Annotated in this window: 14 protein-coding genes; 8 read left to right on the top strand and 6 right to left on the bottom strand. The window is 39.3% G+C overall.

From position 1 onward, the window contains the following. Positions 1–471: a DUF523 domain-containing protein gene (locus ACB088_RS16630; RefSeq protein WP_375037491.1), complete on the bottom strand. Its 471-nt coding sequence runs from the start codon at positions 469–471 to the stop codon at positions 1–3. A 526-nt stretch (positions 472–997) separates the two neighbouring features. On the opposite strand from ACB088_RS16630, the gene hppD reads away from it, so the two are divergent. After that, entirely contained in the window at positions 998–2,053 is a 1,056-nt protein-coding gene (hppD, locus tag ACB088_RS16635) for a 4-hydroxyphenylpyruvate dioxygenase (RefSeq protein WP_133747287.1), read from the top strand. Positions 2,054–2,118: 65 nt separating this feature from the next. Here the strand turns inward: hppD and ACB088_RS16640 are convergent, their stop codons facing one another. The 4 genes from ACB088_RS16640 to fahA form a co-directional block, all read right to left on the bottom strand. Continuing rightward, the gene (locus ACB088_RS16640) at positions 2,119–2,898 is read right to left on the bottom strand and encodes an IclR family transcriptional regulator (RefSeq protein ID WP_375037492.1); all 780 of its coding nucleotides are present in this window, start codon (positions 2,896–2,898) and stop codon (positions 2,119–2,121) included. A gap of 292 nt (positions 2,899–3,190) precedes the next feature. Then, the gene (locus ACB088_RS16645) at positions 3,191–3,739 is read right to left on the bottom strand and encodes a VOC family protein (RefSeq protein WP_005044392.1); all 549 of its coding nucleotides are present in this window, start codon (positions 3,737–3,739) and stop codon (positions 3,191–3,193) included. A gap of 17 nt (positions 3,740–3,756) precedes the next feature. After that, positions 3,757–4,389: a maleylacetoacetate isomerase gene (gene maiA, locus ACB088_RS16650; protein ID WP_375037493.1), complete on the bottom strand. Its 633-nt coding sequence runs from the start codon at positions 4,387–4,389 to the stop codon at positions 3,757–3,759. Continuing rightward, complete coding sequence (fahA, locus tag ACB088_RS16655; protein WP_375037494.1) at positions 4,376–5,683, bottom strand: fumarylacetoacetase; 1,308 nt, start codon at positions 5,681–5,683, stop codon at positions 4,376–4,378. Before fahA ends, maiA begins: the two co-directional genes overlap by 14 nt. A 357-nt stretch (positions 5,684–6,040) precedes the next feature. On the opposite strand from fahA, the gene ACB088_RS16660 reads away from it, so the two are divergent. The 3 genes from ACB088_RS16660 to zigA all read left to right on the top strand — a co-directional run bounded on the left by ACB088_RS16660 (position 6,041) and on the right by zigA (position 9,679). After that, positions 6,041–7,429 (top strand): amino acid permease, encoded by a 1,389-nt coding sequence (locus ACB088_RS16660; RefSeq protein WP_045433949.1) that lies wholly within the window; start codon positions 6,041–6,043, stop codon positions 7,427–7,429. A gap of 157 nt (positions 7,430–7,586) precedes the next feature. Further along, the gene (locus ACB088_RS16665; RefSeq protein ID WP_375037495.1) at positions 7,587–8,273 is read left to right on the top strand and encodes a YcbK family protein; all 687 of its coding nucleotides are present in this window, start codon (positions 7,587–7,589) and stop codon (positions 8,271–8,273) included. 176 nt (positions 8,274–8,449) lie between these two features. Further along, the gene (gene zigA / locus ACB088_RS16670) at positions 8,450–9,679 is read left to right on the top strand and encodes a zinc metallochaperone GTPase ZigA (protein ID WP_307013365.1); all 1,230 of its coding nucleotides are present in this window, start codon (positions 8,450–8,452) and stop codon (positions 9,677–9,679) included. A gap of 33 nt (positions 9,680–9,712) precedes the next feature. On the opposite strand, the gene ACB088_RS16675 is transcribed toward zigA, so the two are convergent. Beyond that, a complete protein-coding gene (locus tag ACB088_RS16675) occupies positions 9,713–10,825 on the bottom strand; it encodes an acyltransferase family protein (protein ID WP_375037496.1) in 1,113 nt (370 codons plus the stop codon). Positions 10,826–11,177: 352 nt separating this feature from the next. On the opposite strand from ACB088_RS16675, the gene hutC reads away from it, so the two are divergent. The 4 genes from hutC (at position 11,178) to hutH (ending at position 16,058) form a co-directional block, all read left to right on the top strand. Beyond that, entirely contained in the window at positions 11,178–11,930 is a 753-nt protein-coding gene (gene hutC / locus ACB088_RS16680) for a histidine utilization repressor (RefSeq protein ID WP_017391094.1), read from the top strand. Further along, on the top strand, positions 11,927–12,502 hold the full coding sequence (locus ACB088_RS16685) for a HutD family protein (protein ID WP_307013361.1): 576 nt from the start codon (positions 11,927–11,929) through the stop codon (positions 12,500–12,502). Before hutC ends, ACB088_RS16685 begins: the two co-directional genes overlap by 4 nt. 250 nt (positions 12,503–12,752) lie before the next feature. Next, complete coding sequence (gene hutU, locus ACB088_RS16690) at positions 12,753–14,432, top strand: urocanate hydratase (RefSeq protein WP_004640122.1); 1,680 nt, start codon at positions 12,753–12,755, stop codon at positions 14,430–14,432. An 87-nt stretch (positions 14,433–14,519) separates the two neighbouring features. Further along, positions 14,520–16,058, top strand: coding sequence for a histidine ammonia-lyase (gene hutH, locus ACB088_RS16695; RefSeq protein WP_003654215.1), 1,539 nt, complete (start codon positions 14,520–14,522; stop codon positions 16,056–16,058). Positions 16,059–16,078: the final 20 nt, after the last annotated feature.

A 16,078-nucleotide genomic window follows, 5' to 3' on the forward strand; every position in this document is an offset into this window, starting at 1 on the left:
TTAAAGCGGATGGGTCGCTAACCAATCTTCAATTTCATTTTCAGAAATTACTTTAAAACCATGGCGCTGTAACAGTGCTGTGGTAATCCCAGTTCCAACAATTTTTTCGCCTTGAAAAGTCCCGTTATAAATTTTTTGACTACCACAAGAAGGGCTATTTTCTTTTAAGACGACACAGCTTGCTTTTATGTGCTGTGCAATTTCTAGAGTGCGGTAAGCACCTTTTAAATATAACGTTGTTACATCTAAACCAGATGAATCGGTAATTTTTGCTTTGCCATCAAGCACATCTTGTCCTGTTCCCCCAACAATTTCTGCGGGTAAACGCGGAGTGGTAAAACCACCTAATAACTCTGGACAAAGAGCATGAGCTTTTTTATTGAGTAACAGCTGCTTAAGTAAAATATTTAGGCAAGATTTACCGTCATAACGAACAGGTTCGCCAATTAAACATGCGCTGACTAGAAGCATAGTTTTCCAAACTCAAAGCAGGTGAGATTTTTGAAGATTAAGAATCATAAACAGAATATGGAATATGACAATTCATTTTAAAAACACACAAATTAAAAGATTACTAAAATTATGCAATTCATAATTAAGTTATGTATTGCATAATTTAATTGTTTTTAGTAGCATCTGTTTTAAGGTAAATGGCCATTGGAGATCCAACAAGGATGTTGGTCTCCATAAATCTATAAATGATTTTAGGAAAAGACGATTTTTAAGGGTTTAGTGAAAAATCTCAATCGTACTTTTAGATAAGAAAGGACAGTGTGTATGGAAAATAAACACCAAATGGAACGGGAATTAATTATCAAAAGCTTCACGCTCTTCATATCTTCGTTTTAGTGATTCGTTTTTTTCTCATAGGATGCGTTGGGTAAGGCATTTTGACGGTTCAAAGACCTACCCAATAAATACGTATTCTATAGAGAAAGGAGCTGAATTGATCAGCAATAGAGATAAACGGAACAGGTAATCACCAGAGGGAAACTAGATGGATATTTTAGAGAACCCATTAGAATTATGCGGTTTTGCATTTATTGAGTTTGTTTCAAAAGAAAATGAATTAGATCCAGTTTTTGAAACAATCGGCTTTTCAAAAGTAGCCAAGCATAAATCGAAAGAAGCGTACTTATGGCGTCAAGGAAATATCAATATTATCCTGAATTATCAGCCAGAATCTTATGCTTCATTCTTCTTTAATGAACATGGTCCATCTGCTTGTGCGATGGGCTTTAAAACACGTGATGCAGCAAAAGCTTTCCAGAAAGCAGTAGAGCTTGGTGCTGAACCGATGTATTCAAAAGTTGGGCCAATGGAGCTCAACATTCCAGCAATTAAAGGTATTGGTGGCATGCCAATCTTTTTAGTTGACCGCGATATTTATGAAAACGATTTTACTTTCTATGATGATGCCCAAAGACACCCAGTAGGTGCAGGTTTAAACGAAATTGACCATTTAACTCATAATGTCTACAAAGGCCGTATGGAGTATTGGGCAAACTTCTATGAAAAAATCTTTAACTTCCAAGAAATTCGCTACTTTGATATTAAAGGCGAATATACAGGCTTAACGTCTAAAGCATTAACAGCGCCAGACGGCATGATCCGTATTCCATTAAACGAAGATTCGGACAAAGGAAACGGTCAAATTGCAGAGTTCCTGTCTGACTTTAATGGCGAAGGGATTCAGCATATCGCGTTTATTTGTGATGACTTAATTTCGACTTGGGATAAGTTAAAGGGCCTCGGTCTGAAATTTATGACACCGCCACCAAATACGTATTATGAAATGCTACCAGAGCGTTTACCTGAGCATGGTGAGCCGACTGACGAGTTAAAACAGCGTGGTATTTTGCTAGACGGCAATACCAAAGATGGTCAGAAGAAACTGTTATTGCAAATTTTCTCTGAAAACATGATTGGTCCAGTCTTCTTTGAATTTATTCAACGTAAAGATGATGATGGTTTTGGTGAAGGTAACTTCAAGGCATTATTTGAGTCAATTGAACGTGACCAGATTCGCCGTGGTGTTCTAGAAACTAAATAAGCTGAGCTTTGTTTCTGATCTAAAAAAACCAAGAGTTTGATCTCTTGGTTTTTTATGGCTGTTAATTAGCGACTTTTAATATATTGATTAATGAGCTTCACTTCACTTTTTAAGATTTCAATCGTTTTACTGTGAGGGTCGACTGGTAAAAACATTTCACTATCCAGCGCGACAATACAAAACTCGATGCTCTGATTTGAATTAAACACAGGTAAACCCACTGCATTAATTCCTGTTAGTAAATCACCTTTCGCTGCCGACATTTCTTGTTGGCGAATCGTTTCTTTAAGCTCTGTAAACGCTCGCCAGTTTTGTGGCGCAATATTAAGACCAAGTTCTTGATGCTTTTGCCACTCTGTTTCCATTAATGGACGAACAAAATGCTCTGGAAGATAAGAAGCAAATAAACGTCCAGCAGCAGAATTGACTAAAGGCATAATTGAACCGACTTTAGTGACAATCGAAATAGGATGGTTTGATTCAATCGATTGAACAACTACAGGGCCTTTAGGCGACCATTTACTGATTTGTATGCCGCAACCAATTTTGTTTTGTAGGTCGTAAATTAAATGCTGTACCAGCTGTAGTGTGTCGCTATGTTGAACACAGTTTAGACCTAAGCGCCATGCCTGATCACCTAAAGCATATTGCCCATCATCAAGCTGTTTTGCATATTCCATGCGAATAAGACTAACGAGATAGCGGTGTACCTTCGCAGGATGCATTTCTAGCTTGCTAGAGAGATCTTTGAGAATAATAGGTTGATTGTGCTCTAAAAGGGCATTTAGTACAGATAAACCGACTTCAAGTGATTGAACCCCCCCAGATACTTTTTCTTCAATCATTTAAATACCCTTAATAAAGTTACTACAGTTGTTAAACAGTTATGTTCAAAACATAAATTGAAATTGGTGCGTTTTACATCATGCCTGAGCCCAGTGAGAAATAGAAATCACCTTTTTCTATTAGCGAAATTGGCATGTTTAATAATCAACAATTTTCTAAAATCACCATGCTCTCATTTATAGCGCGATTTTCTAGAAATTTAGCAGTTTTAAATAATATAAATCGGCATTGATATAGAGCTGTTTTTTACAATTCTAATCAATGCCGACTTTTTAGATCGATCTTTTAAAATTAGGTTCCTAACTCTTCTTCATGCAAGAAATGTGTGTGGTGAGGAGCGCGTTTAGTTTTGCTCCATTGCTCAAGCATTTCTGCTTTCATTTCTTCAGTAATTTTTGCAATTTTTTCTTCAGCGCGCACATCGTTATAGGTAAGTTCTAAACGGTGGCCATTTGGGTCAAAGAAGTAAATTGAGTGGAAAATACCATGATTGGTTACGCCCAAAACTTTCACACCATTTTCTTCTAAATGTTGCTTGGCAGCCATCAGCGCATTTACATCTTCGACTTCAAAAGCAATATGCTGTACCCATTGAGGCGTATTTTCGTCTCGGCCCATTTCTGGTTGAGTCGGCAATTCAAAAAATGCCAAAACGTTGCCTTGACCTGCATCTAAGAATAAATGCATATATGGGTCAAAAGCTTTAGTTGAAGGTACATGGTCTTCAGCAAAAGCTAAAATGAAGTCCATGTTGAGCATTTTTTTATACCACTCAACGGTCTCTTTCGCATCCTTACAACGATATGCAACGTGATGTATTTTTTTAATGGCAAATGTCATATTAAAACTCCTTTTTACTATTCCCAATCTGGTTGTTGTTCTGGCGCCGCGTTATAAAAGGCTGGGATAGACAAACAATGGTGATAAATCGATTCAATTTTTGGAAACGCAGATAAATCAATCTTGAAGCGTTTCGCGTTGTAAACCTGTGGAATCAGACAGCAATCGGCAATTGTTACTTCGTGTCCAAAGCAAAATTGGCCATTTGAATTTTGTAGTTGCTGTTCCAGATTTTGAAAACCTTCAAGAATCCAGTGTTGATACCAATAATTTTTTTGCTCATCTGAAACATTTAACTCATTTTTTAAATATTTCAGAATGCGCAGGTTATTTAATGGGTGCATATCACAGGCAATAGCTTGTGCAAAAGCACGGACTTTGGCACGTTCTTGTACATCTCTTGGGAGTAATTTGGTTTCTGGATATTGTTCATCCAGATATTCCAAAATACTTAACGATTGAGACAAGGTTAAATCGCCGTCAATTAAAGTCGGGACCAGAGCACTAGGGTTTAACTTTAAATAGTCTTCGCTTTGCTGTTCGTTTTTTACTAGATGTACGGGAACAGTTTCATAAGCTAAACCTTTAAGGTTGAGACCAATCCGTACTCTGTAGGCTGCAGAGCTACGAAAGTAACTATACAGCTTCATAGTCAGGCTCCGAAGTTTCTGCAAAATCGAACGTTAATGCAGGAAGAACTGTATTTTTCACTTCACCAAAGCCGACACGGATTCCATTTTTCTCACAGTGGCCTTTCATAATGAGCGTATCGCCGTCTTGCAAGAAACCACGAGTTTCGCCATTCGCAAGTGTTAAAGGCTTGGTGGTGTTCCATGTAAGCTCAAGCAAGCTACCATACGAATCTGGTGTAGAACCGGAAATTGTTCCTGAACCCATTAAGTCACCAACCTGAACATTACAACCAGCAATGGTATGGTGGGTGAGCTGTTGAGACATAGACCAATACATATATTTAAAATTGGTTTTACAGATCACGTCAGTTTGTGTCGATTTCGGCGTTTGAATTTCAACACTCAAATTAATGTCGTAACTATTCGCGATATTTTCTTGTAAATAAGCTAAAGGTTTCGGTTCTTGTTTCGGACCTTCAACTTTGAATGGTTCAAGTGCTTCAAGCGTCACGACCCAAGGTGAAATCGAACTGGCAAAAGTTTTAGCGTTAAAAGGGCCGAGTGGAACATATTCCCATTGCTGGATATCGCGTGCTGACCAGTCATTGAGTAATACCATTCCAAAAATATGGTCCCAAGCATCTTCAATAGCGATAGGCTGACCGAGCTGCGTTGGTTTACCCACAATAAACGCCGTTTCAAGTTCAAAATCGAGTTTACGTGTTGCTGAGAAAACTGGGCGTTCTTCATTTGGAAGTTTAATTTGTCCAGATGGGCGCACGACTTGAGTGCCACTGACCACAACAGAGCTAGCACGACCGTTATAACCAACAGGTAATTCGGTCCAGTTTGGAAGCAAGGCATTTTTTGGGTCGCGGAACATACAACCCACATTGGTCGCATGTTCTTTAGAAGAATAGAAATCGGTGTAACCAGGTACTTGAACAGGTAAATACAAAGTAACGCTGTCTTGCTTAACCAAAACTTCTTGGCGCAATACTTCATTTTGTTGAAGCGTTAAATTATCAGTCGAGAGAAGAGACTGTAGTGTCTTGCGAACTTTTGACCAGTTGGCTTTGCCAGACTCGATAAATTTATTCAGTGTAGGCTGGTTAAAGTAGGTGTCGTGGCTTGAAAGTTGTAAAAGACCATGCTTTTCAAGAGCAGCGAGATCAATGACCCAATCACCAATAGCTACACCGACTTGGCGTTCGCTTTCGCTAGTTCTGCTAAAAATACCATAAGGCAAATTATGAATAGTGAAATCTGATTGAGGTGAAACTTCAATAAAAGAATTTAGGTTTTGTTCCATTTTCGCGTCCTTGTCTTTATCTCGGGTCTTATACAAATAAAAGTTCGGTCTAGGACTGAGCTACTCAATAAGTTTTTTAACCTTTATGTAGATCATTTTTGTCTTATGAATTTGATATAGACCGAGCACAACCAATTGCTTCATGTCTCTATAATACTGAATTCATCAAATTACGCAATACATAATTTAATTACACATTTCATAATAATTGTCATTTCTTGTATTTTCTGTTTTCATTCGCGTTCTTGAGAAAAGTCACGCAATTATTTTTTCATGAATCTCTATGAAAGTTTGATTAATTTATGATATACGTAATTTATTGGAAAAAAATTACGTGACAAGGATGAGAATAATCATATGTCAGCACAAGAGCAAGGAAACCTGAAACACGGTTTGAGTAATCGGCACATCCAACTTATTGCATTGGGTGGGGCGATTGGCACAGGGCTTTTTCTTGGTATATCACAATCGATTAAATTAGCAGGTCCATCGGTCATCCTTGGCTATGCAATTGCAGGATTTATTGCTTTTTTAATGATGCGTCAGCTTGGTGAGATGGTGGTTGAAGAGCCAGTAAGTGGGTCTTTTAGTCATTTTGCCTACAAATACTGGGGACCATTTGCTGGGTTCATGTCTGGATGGAATTACTGGGTACTGAATGTCCTCGTTTGTATGGCAGAATTGAGTGCAATTGGTCTTTATATTCAATATTGGTGGCCGCAAATTCCAACGTGGGCATCTGCTTTAACCTTCTTTGTCTTAATCAACGGCATTAATTTGCTGCATGTTAAGTTTTTTGGCGAAATGGAATTCTGGTTTTCTATTGTCAAAATCTTGGCAATTCTGGCAATGATTGGGTTTGGTTCATATTTACTAGCAACTGGTACAGCCGGTCCGCAAGCCAGTATCAGCAACCTTTGGGCACTCGGTGGCTTTTTCCCATTTGGTGTTGAAGGCTTAGTGATGGCAATGGCGGTCATTATTTTTGCTTTTGGTGGGATCGAACTTTTTGGTATTACTGCGGCTGAAGCACGTGATCCGGATAAAACCTTACCTAAAGCCGTGAATCAAATTATCTACCGTATTTTGATTTTCTATATTGCGACACTTTTGGTTTTATTCTCGCTATTCCCATGGAACCAGATGGCTGAAGGCGGTAGTCCATTTGTGATGGTCTTTGCTTCTTTAGACAGCCAAGGCATTGCAACGTTGCTGAACTTTGTGATTTTGACTGCTGCGGTTTCAGTTTATAACGGTACGAGTTATTGCAGTAGCCGTATGCTATTGGGTCTTGCACAACAAGGTAATGCACCAAAAGCATTTGCACACATTAATAAACGCGGTATTCCAACCAATGCAGTGATTCTTTCTGCTGCGGTGACTATTTTATGTGTGCTGTTAAATTACATTTTCCCTGAAAAAGCATTTGGTTTGCTCATGATGTTGGTTGTCGCAGCGATTGTGATTAACTGGGTTGTAATTTCATGGACACATTTAAAATTCCGTAAATACAAGCAAAGCCAAGGTCAAACTACAAAGTTTCCAAGCTTTATGTATCCATTTAGCAACTATCTTTGCATCGTGTTTATGTTGGGCATTTTAGTTGTAATGTCTTTAACACCAGACATGCGTATTGCAGTCATGATGATTCCCGGATGGATTCTATGTTTAATGGTGGCTTATCAATTTAAACGTCGTAAGCTGAAAGCAGAGCAACCTGTGCCTGCACTTGAAGCTGATTTGTAAGATTGATTTAACCATAAAAGGACGTATTTCATACGTCCTTTTTTATTTTTAAAATTTAGCAACAGAAAGTAAAAGATTTTATTATTGTTATAATATAACATTTCTTGAATTTAATGATGAGCATCTTTCCCACTATTGGTGAAGATAGAGCATATTTATGAAGCGTTATTTAGGTTTACTTTTATTATCTCTCACAGCGTGTAGTACCCAAACACCCAAGCCAACGATTCTTTTGCAACCGCAGTCCATGCTGCCTCAACCTTCAAAGTCAGTCGGCAAAATAAAGCCACAACCTGAGGATTATATTGCATGGTTAGCAACAGGGGAACATCGACAATCTGTACAGGCTTACAAGCAATTTCTGCAAAAAAATGGCCTTGCTACTTTAATTCCAGACCATGAGTTATTACGTTCAGCCCGAGATTGGCAAAAATGTGGAGTTGAACCCTATGCGGTGCCTCCACGCGAGATTTGGTCCAATATCGTTCCGACACTCAGCATCTTAAAAGCATTGGTTAACGATGGGGTAATAAACGATTTTGAAGTAACATCGGTTTATCGAGCTTTATCTCTAAACCGCTGTGCTGGTGGTGCGGATGCTTCTCGACATGTCTTTAATGCAGCGCTGGATTTTCGAATTGGGCCAGAACAGCCTAGTGACTTAGACCAGTTCAATATTCAACAAAGCAAAACCAAAATTTGTCAGTTCTGGGCAACCAAAGGGCAAGCACTCAAGATGGGATTGGGGGTGTATGCCTCGGGACAAATTCATATTGATAGCCAAGGTTTTAGAGCGTGGGGGCCTGATCACCACTATAAAACGTCAATGTGTCAGGGTTTTTAAAAGCAAATTTTTCAAAGACTAAGTGAATTGGCTTAAATAAAACTGGAATAAAAACTTGATCAATAGTTATGTTATAACATAACATTAATGTGGTTTAGAGTAGAAACACCTGCCATCTGACCATATTTAATGGTTAGTCATGATTAGTTTTAAATATTATTCAACGAGAACAAGCCATGCGAACTGCAATCGCCAACTCATTTGCCAAACTTCCTGTCACTGTTTTATCTGGCTTTTTGGGGGCAGGAAAGACCACATTACTTAACCATATTTTAAATAATCGCGAAGGTCGCCGTATTGCCGTGATTGTGAATGATATGTCTGAGGTGAATATTGATGCGGCTTTAGTACGTGAAGGTGGGGCGGAGCTTTCAAGAACAGATGAAAAGCTGGTTGAAATGAGTAATGGCTGTATTTGTTGTACGCTACGAGAAGATTTACTGGTTGAAGTTAGACGTTTAGCCGATGAAGGGCGATTTGACCAATTGGTGATTGAGTCAACAGGTATTTCAGAACCGTTGCCAGTCGCAGAAACTTTTACCTTTGAAGATGAAAATGGAAATTCTTTAAATGAGTTTGCTCGCCTAGACACCATGGTCACGGTAGTCGATGCTTTTAACTTTTTCAAAGATTACAGCTCTTTGGACTCACTTCAAGAACGCGGAGAGTCGCTAGGCGAACAAGATGAACGAACTGTGGTGGATCTTCTTATCGATCAGATCGAGTTTTGTGATGTGATTATATTGAACAAAATTGATTTGATTGACCAAGCTCAGCAAGAGCAGCTCACCGCAATTCTAAAGACATTAAACCCGCGTGCTCGAATTGAAATTGCTCAATTTGGAAAGATTGCTTTAGATAAAATTTTAAATACACAGTTATTTGATTTTGATGAGGCAGCACAAGCGCCGGGATGGTTAAAAGAATTGCGTGGCGAACATACGTCAGAGACCGAAGAGTATGGAATCAGAAGCTTTGTTTACCGTGCCCGCCGACCTTTTCATCCAGAGCGTTTTTATGATTTGGTACAGGCTGAATGGCCGGGAGTTATTCGTTCCAAAGGCTTTTTCTGGTTGGCTGCTGAACCGACATTGGCTTATTCATGGTCACAAGCGGGTGCGATGGCTCGGCACGGCTTAGCAGGCTATTGGTGGGCTGCCGTTGCAGAAGAAGACTGGCCAAGTGATTTAGACAGCATTGAACAAATTAAAAAGGTTTGGGATGCAAAAACAGGTGATGCAAGGCAAGAGCTGGTTCTCATTGGTATGCAAATGGATGAGCAAGCTTTAATAGAAAGATTAGACCATTGTTTATTAAATGATGAAGAAATGGCGTTAGGTCCACAAGCTTGGCAGAGCTGGTCTAATCCTTTTAAACAAGATGATGAAACCATGTTGATTGCCTAATTAAATAAGCCCCTATTTAAAAGGGGCTTATTTTTATGATTTATCTTTGATAAATAGCTTACGAATGTAGCTGTTAAGCGGTGTCGAATAATATTTTTCAATTACTGCGCTAATGATGAAAGTCACAATGAGATAGGCAATTAAAAGCATAATTTTGATGCTAGAGTCAGTTTGAGCTGGAATAAAAGCAACCTTCATGAGACCCAGCACAACCAGATGAAACAAATAGGTTTCATAACTTCTTTGCCCCAACCAGACCATGATTTTTGTAAATAGACTATGCGCTTGCGTTCCCGTAGGATGCTGAAAACACAAAATGAGTATGCCTGTGGCAAAAGCAAATAAACTAATACCCCATGTACTGACTTCTTTAATTGGCGCATATAAATATAGAGTGGCCATGCTTAAAATAATCAACCAAGAAAGAGGTTTTTTATAGGTCCAATTTGGTCGATATGTATGAGAAAATATCGCAGTTAAGCAACCAATGGCTATGCCGTCAAAACTCGAAAAATAATGATATAAATAGGCACCGCTTTCTTCTCCAAAATGTAGAGATCTAAAATAAGGTCCGTATAAAATTACTCCAATAAGCACGGCAATAAATACCTTATTACTACGCGTGAGCAGGCACAATAATGGAAACACAAAGTAGAAAACTTCTTCTACAGAGAGTGACCACAACACGCCCAAAGCGTAGTTTACCCAACCAAATTTAATAATCAGGATATTCATCCAGAAGGTTAAAGCTGCAAAAATGGTTAAGGGATATGAGACCTCAATGCCATTGGGAGCTTGGTTTACAAAGGGTTTTAAGTCAAATGACCAAAGTAAACTTACGCCTAAAATGAGTAAAACCAGACACGGTAAAATGCGGGCTGCTCGTCGGATATAAAAATGTTTGAGGTTAATTGCTGAGAATTGTTTGTCTCTTTTTAAAGTGTGATGGGTAATTAAAAAACCCGAAATCACAAAAAACATGGTCACGCCATAATTTCCGTTTCTTGCGATTAAGGTACTAAATGCTTCACCTAAAAAATTAAAACCTAACCATGTATCTTTAAGTTTATAGGGAATATTAAAATGGTGTAAAAGAACCAAAAGGATAGAAATTCCTCGGAGAATATCTATTTTATAATTACGCATTCGATGTGCTTCCAGTTTTATTAATATACTGTGTGGCAGAAGAATACTATCGATCAGTTATTTTAAATAAAATTTTTAAGCATCATTTCGTAAACCTAAAAGGATCATACTTTTTTATCTTTGAATGGAGCAAAGGCATAGCACAAATAATTATTAAATAAATATTGATAAAACCTTTATATATTTGAATTTATCTACATAAAACTTTAAATTAGCTCTTGTTGAGCTATGTTTATTTTTTAAACTTTTTAAAATCTATTTAATTCATTAATTAACATATTGTATGTGGTTGTATATACATAGCATGTCAACTAAAATATGATTTTGCCTGCTGCCTTTTTGAGTATTTGTTATGCCCAGAACATCAAAACAAGAACATGCTGAGCTTTCGATTGAAGCTGATAGTCCAGTTCCTTTATATCAACGCGTAAAACAGCTGATTTCACAAAAGATTTATGAAGGATCTTGGGCTGTAAATAAAAAAATTCCTTCTGAAAGCGAGTTGGTCAATCAACTTGGTTGCAGTCGCATGACAGTAAATCGCGCTTTACGCGAATTAACGACTGAGGGTTTATTGGTACGTATACAGGGTGTTGGTTCTTTCGTTGCTGAAGGGCAAGGCCGAACTGCACTTTTTCAAATTAATAATATTGCCGAAGAGATTGTTGCACGAAACCATAAGCACCATGCTGAAGTTTTAATTTTAGAACAAATTTATGCAAATGCAGAGCAAAGTGTATTAATGCAGACTCGTGAAGGGCAAAAGCTGTTTCATTCAATTATTGTGCATTATGAAAATGATGTGCCAGTTCAAGTCGAAGATCGTTTGGTTGATGCAGCACTCATTCCAGATTATTTAGAACAAGATTTTAAAACCATTACTCCAAATGCATACTTAATGGCAAAAGCACCTGTGACAGAAGGCGAGCACATTGTTGAAGCCGTTTTGGCATCTCCGCAAGAGTGTAAGTGGTTAAAAATCACTAAAACTGAACCATGTTTACTCATTCGCCGTCGTACATGGTCAAACAAACAACTTATTTCTAGTGCCCGTCTGACTTATCCCGGCAGTCGTTATTATCTCGAAGGCAAATTTACGCAATGATTGAAGTACTCAAGGCAGACCAATATACAAAAATGCTTTGGAAAAATGGTGCAGGCTATACTTTGGAAATTGCGCGAAGCCTAGGTGATCTTGATTTCGATTGGCGAATTTCGATGGCAGATGTGACAACTTCTGGACCATTTTCCTCATTTCCGAATAAGCAGCGAATTATTACTGTACTTGATGGGAAAGGTATTGAATTACATGTCGATGATCTGCCTGCTAGATCGTTAAAGCTGGGCGATATTTTTGCTTTTCATGGTGAAAGTCAGGTGCATAGTGAACTGGTTAACGGTGCAATCCGAGACTTAAATTTAATTTATGATCCTGCAAAATTTCATGCCCGCTTTCAGAGAGTAGACGGTAGAGAAGCACAGACTTTTTTAAGCTCGGCAGACCTGATTTTCATTTTTAATAGTGGTTCTGACACTGAAGTAGCGATTGAGGATAAAACCTTTGTACTCACTGCTAATGAGACTTTAAAAATTAAGAAAACCACTGCAATTAACTCAGTTTATTTCCCTCAAAATTGGGCAAAAAATTGTTATGTTATTGAGTTAATTCAACGTTAAAACTAAATAAGTTATTTTTTAAAAGCACATATCTAGTGAAAGGATATGTGCTTTTTTTATGCGGTTTGTAAAAATAAATTATTTTAATTCATGTGCTTATTAAGTTTTTGCAAAAAAATATGAGCAAGCCTCTTCACGCCGTAAAATATTTGTGTAGTATATGGATGTATATACAAGTTAATACATTACTATACAAATGCAGAAACAAGTGATGTTCTGCTGATGTAAGCTCAAAGGAAGGAGTCCGCCTGTGACAACAACAACGACAACAAAATTTCGTGATGTAGAAATTCGTGCGCCACGCGGCACTGAATTGACGGCTAAAAGTTGGTTAACTGAAGCGCCATTACGTATGTTGATGAATAACCTTGATCCGGACGTTGCAGAAAACCCAAAAGAGTTGGTTGTATACGGTGGTATTGGCCGTGCAGCACGAAACTGGGAATGTTTCGACAAAATTGTAGATACTTTAAAAAATCTTGAAACTGATGAAACTTTATTAGTTCAATCGGGCAAGCCAGTGGGTGTATTTAAAACTCATAAAGATGCACCACGCGTTTTAATTGCAAACTCAAACCTTGTACCACACTGGGCAAACTGGGAACACTTTAACGAGTTAGATGCAAAAGCACTCGCAATGTACGGTCAAATGACAGCAGGTTCATGGATCTACATTGGTAGCCAAGGCATTGTGCAAGGTACTTACGAAACTTTCGTTGAAGCAGGTCGTCAGCATTACAACGGTGATTTAAACGGTCGTTGGGTATTAACTGCTGGTTTAGGTGGTATGGGTGGTGCTCAGCCTTTAGCTGCAACGCTTGCAGGGGCTTGTTCTTTAAACATTGAATGCCAACAAGCAAGTATCGATTTCCGTTTACGTACGCGTTATGTAGATGAACAAGCAACTGATTTAGATGACGCTTTAGCGCGTATTGATCGTTACACGAAAGAAGGCAAGGTCATTTCAATTGCACTTCATGGTAACGCCGCTGAAATTTTACCTGAGCTTGTGCGCCGCGGTGTACGTCCAGACATGGTAACAGACCAAACAAGTGCACACGATCCACTCAATGGTTACTTACCAGTAGGCTGGACTTGGGATGAATACCGTGAACGTGCGAAAACAGAACCAGAAGCTGTTGTAAAAGCTGCAAAACAGTCAATGGCAAAGCACGTACAAGCAATGCTCGATTTCCAAAAAATGGGTGTTCCAACTTTTGACTATGGTAATAACATCCGTCAAATGGCGAAAGAAGAAGGCGTAGAAAACGCTTTTGATTTCCCTGGCTTCGTTCCTGCATATATCCGTCCATTGTTCTGTCGTGGTATTGGTCCATTCCGCTGGGCAGCGCTTTCTGGTGATCCAGAAGACATTTATAAAACAGATGCCAAAGTTAAAGAGTTAATTCCGGATGATGAACATTTACATCACTGGTTAGACATGGCACGTGAACGCATTAGCTTCCAAGGTTTACCAGCGCGTATTTGCTGGGTGGGTTTAGGCTTACGTGCAAAACTTGGTTTAGCTTTTAACGAAATGGTTCGTAGTGGTGAATTATCAGCACCAGTCGTGATTGGTCGTGACCACTTAGACTCAGGCTCAGTTGCGAGTCCAAACCGTGAAACTGAAGCAATGCAAGATGGATCAGACGCGGTATCAGACTGGCCTTTATTAAATGCATTGTTAAATACAGCAGGCGGAGCAACTTGGGTGTCTTTACATCACGGTGGTGGTGTAGGTATGGGCTTCTCTCAACACTCAGGCGTTGTGATTGTGTGTGATGGTACAGATGACGCTGCTGCACGTATTGCTCGCGTACTGACCAATGACCCTGCAACAGGTGTTATGCGTCATGCCGATGCAGGTTATGAAATTGCGATTAACTGTGCGAAAGAGCAAGGCTTAAACTTGCCAATGATCACGCAATAAAAACACATGGAAGAACTGGCGGTGCTTTTTGCAATTGTGAAAAGCACCGTCTCAGCAGAATATAGTGCCAAAAATTAGGAAGCCAACATGGAATTATTGATCCAACCGGGAAAATTAACCTTAGCTGATTTACGTCAAGCTTACCTCAACCCGATTAAAGTTAAATTAGATGACAGTGCTTCAGCTGCAATCAACGCAAGCGTGGCTTGTGTAGAACAGATTGTAAATGAAGGGCGTACAGCTTACGGCATTAACACAGGTTTTGGTTTACTTGCTTCAACCAAGATTGCTCCTGAAGATTTAGAACAATTACAGCGTTCATTGGTTCTTTCGCATGCAGCAGGTGTAGGTGAGCCACTTGATGATGCAATGGTTCGTTTAATTATTCTATTGAAAGCAAATAGCTTGGCACGTGGTTTCTCAGGTATTCGCCGTAAAGTCATTGATGCATTGTTGGCTTTAATTAATGCAGAAGTTTATCCGCATATTCCTCTTAAAGGCTCAGTAGGTGCTTCAGGTGACTTGGCACCACTTGCGCATATGTCATTGATTTTGCTTGGTGAAAGTAAAGCGCGTTATAAAGGTGAATGGATACCAGCAGTGGAAGCTTTAAAAATTGCAGGCTTAGAGCCAATTTCTTTAGCAGCTAAAGAAGGCTTGGCACTTCTAAACGGTACACAAGTTTCGACCGCTTATGCTTTACGTGGTTTGTTTGAAGCTGAAGATTTATTTGCTGCTGCAACTGTATGCGGTGGTTTAAGCGTCGAAGCAATGCTTGGTTCACGTTCACCGTTCGATGCACGTATTCATGAAGTACGTGGTCAACGTGGTCAAATTGATGTGGCTGCGGCTTATCGTGACCTCTTAACAGAATCAAGTGAAATTGCACATTCACATGAAGACTGTAGCAAAGTTCAAGATCCGTATTCATTGCGTTGTCAGCCACAGGTGATGGGTGCATGTCTAACTCAAATCCGTCAGGCTGCTGAAGTTTTAGCAATTGAAGCAAACGCAGTGTCTGATAACCCTCTTGTTTTTGCAGCAGAAGGTGATGTGATTTCAGGTGGTAACTTCCATGCAGAACCTGTAGCAATGGCGGCAGATAATCTGGCATTGGCAATTGCAGAAATTGGTTCACTTTCAGAACGTCGTATTTCGATGATGATGGACCGCCACATGTCACAGCTTCCACCGTTCTTGGTTGCAAATGGTGGCGTTAACTCAGGTTTCATGATTGCTCAAGTTACAGCAGCAGCGCTTGCGAGTGACAACAAAGCACTAGCACATCCGGCGAGTGTTGATAGCTTACCGACTTCAGCGAATCAGGAAGACCATGTTTCGATGGCACCTAATGCGGGTAAACGACTTTGGCCAATGGCGGATAACGTTCGCGGCATTCTAGCTGTTGAATGGTTAGGCGCTTGTCAGGGTTTAGATTTCCGTGAAGGCCTAAAAAGCTCGCCTAAACTTGAACAAGCCCGTAAAATCTTGCGCGCTCAAGTGCCGTACTACAGCGAAGACCGTTTCTTTGCTCCTGATATTGAACAGGCAAGTGAATTACTGTCGAGTGGTTGTCTAAACGAGTTAATTATTCCAAACCTACTCCCTAGTCTATCTGAAGTGTGATTAATAAAACGGTCACATGG

Source organism: Acinetobacter sp. RW6, assembly GCF_041956835.1.
GTDB lineage: Bacteria > Pseudomonadota > Gammaproteobacteria > Pseudomonadales > Moraxellaceae > Acinetobacter > Acinetobacter calcoaceticus.

Coding starts and splice junctions, on each gene's coding strand:
- ACB088_RS16645 (WP_005044392.1), bottom strand. CDS start 3,739: ATGACATTTGCCATTAAAAAAATACATCACGTTGCATATCGTTGTAAG.
- hppD (WP_133747287.1), top strand. CDS start 998: ATGGATATTTTAGAGAACCCATTAGAATTATGCGGTTTTGCATTTATT.
- ACB088_RS16660 (WP_045433949.1), top strand. CDS start 6,041: ATGTCAGCACAAGAGCAAGGAAACCTGAAACACGGTTTGAGTAATCGG.
- ACB088_RS16630 (WP_375037491.1), bottom strand. CDS start 471: ATGCTTCTAGTCAGCGCATGTTTAATTGGCGAACCTGTTCGTTATGAC.
- zigA (WP_307013365.1), top strand. CDS start 8,450: ATGCGAACTGCAATCGCCAACTCATTTGCCAAACTTCCTGTCACTGTT.
- ACB088_RS16640 (WP_375037492.1), bottom strand. CDS start 2,898: ATGATTGAAGAAAAAGTATCTGGGGGGGTTCAATCACTTGAAGTCGGT.
- maiA (WP_375037493.1), bottom strand. CDS start 4,389: ATGAAGCTGTATAGTTACTTTCGTAGCTCTGCAGCCTACAGAGTACGG.
- ACB088_RS16665 (WP_375037495.1), top strand. CDS start 7,587: ATGAAGCGTTATTTAGGTTTACTTTTATTATCTCTCACAGCGTGTAGT.
- ACB088_RS16675 (WP_375037496.1), bottom strand. CDS start 10,825: ATGCGTAATTATAAAATAGATATTCTCCGAGGAATTTCTATCCTTTTG.
- ACB088_RS16685 (WP_307013361.1), top strand. CDS start 11,927: ATGATTGAAGTACTCAAGGCAGACCAATATACAAAAATGCTTTGGAAA.
- fahA (WP_375037494.1), bottom strand. CDS start 5,683: ATGGAACAAAACCTAAATTCTTTTATTGAAGTTTCACCTCAATCAGAT.
- hutH (WP_003654215.1), top strand. CDS start 14,520: ATGGAATTATTGATCCAACCGGGAAAATTAACCTTAGCTGATTTACGT.
- hutC (WP_017391094.1), top strand. CDS start 11,178: ATGCCCAGAACATCAAAACAAGAACATGCTGAGCTTTCGATTGAAGCT.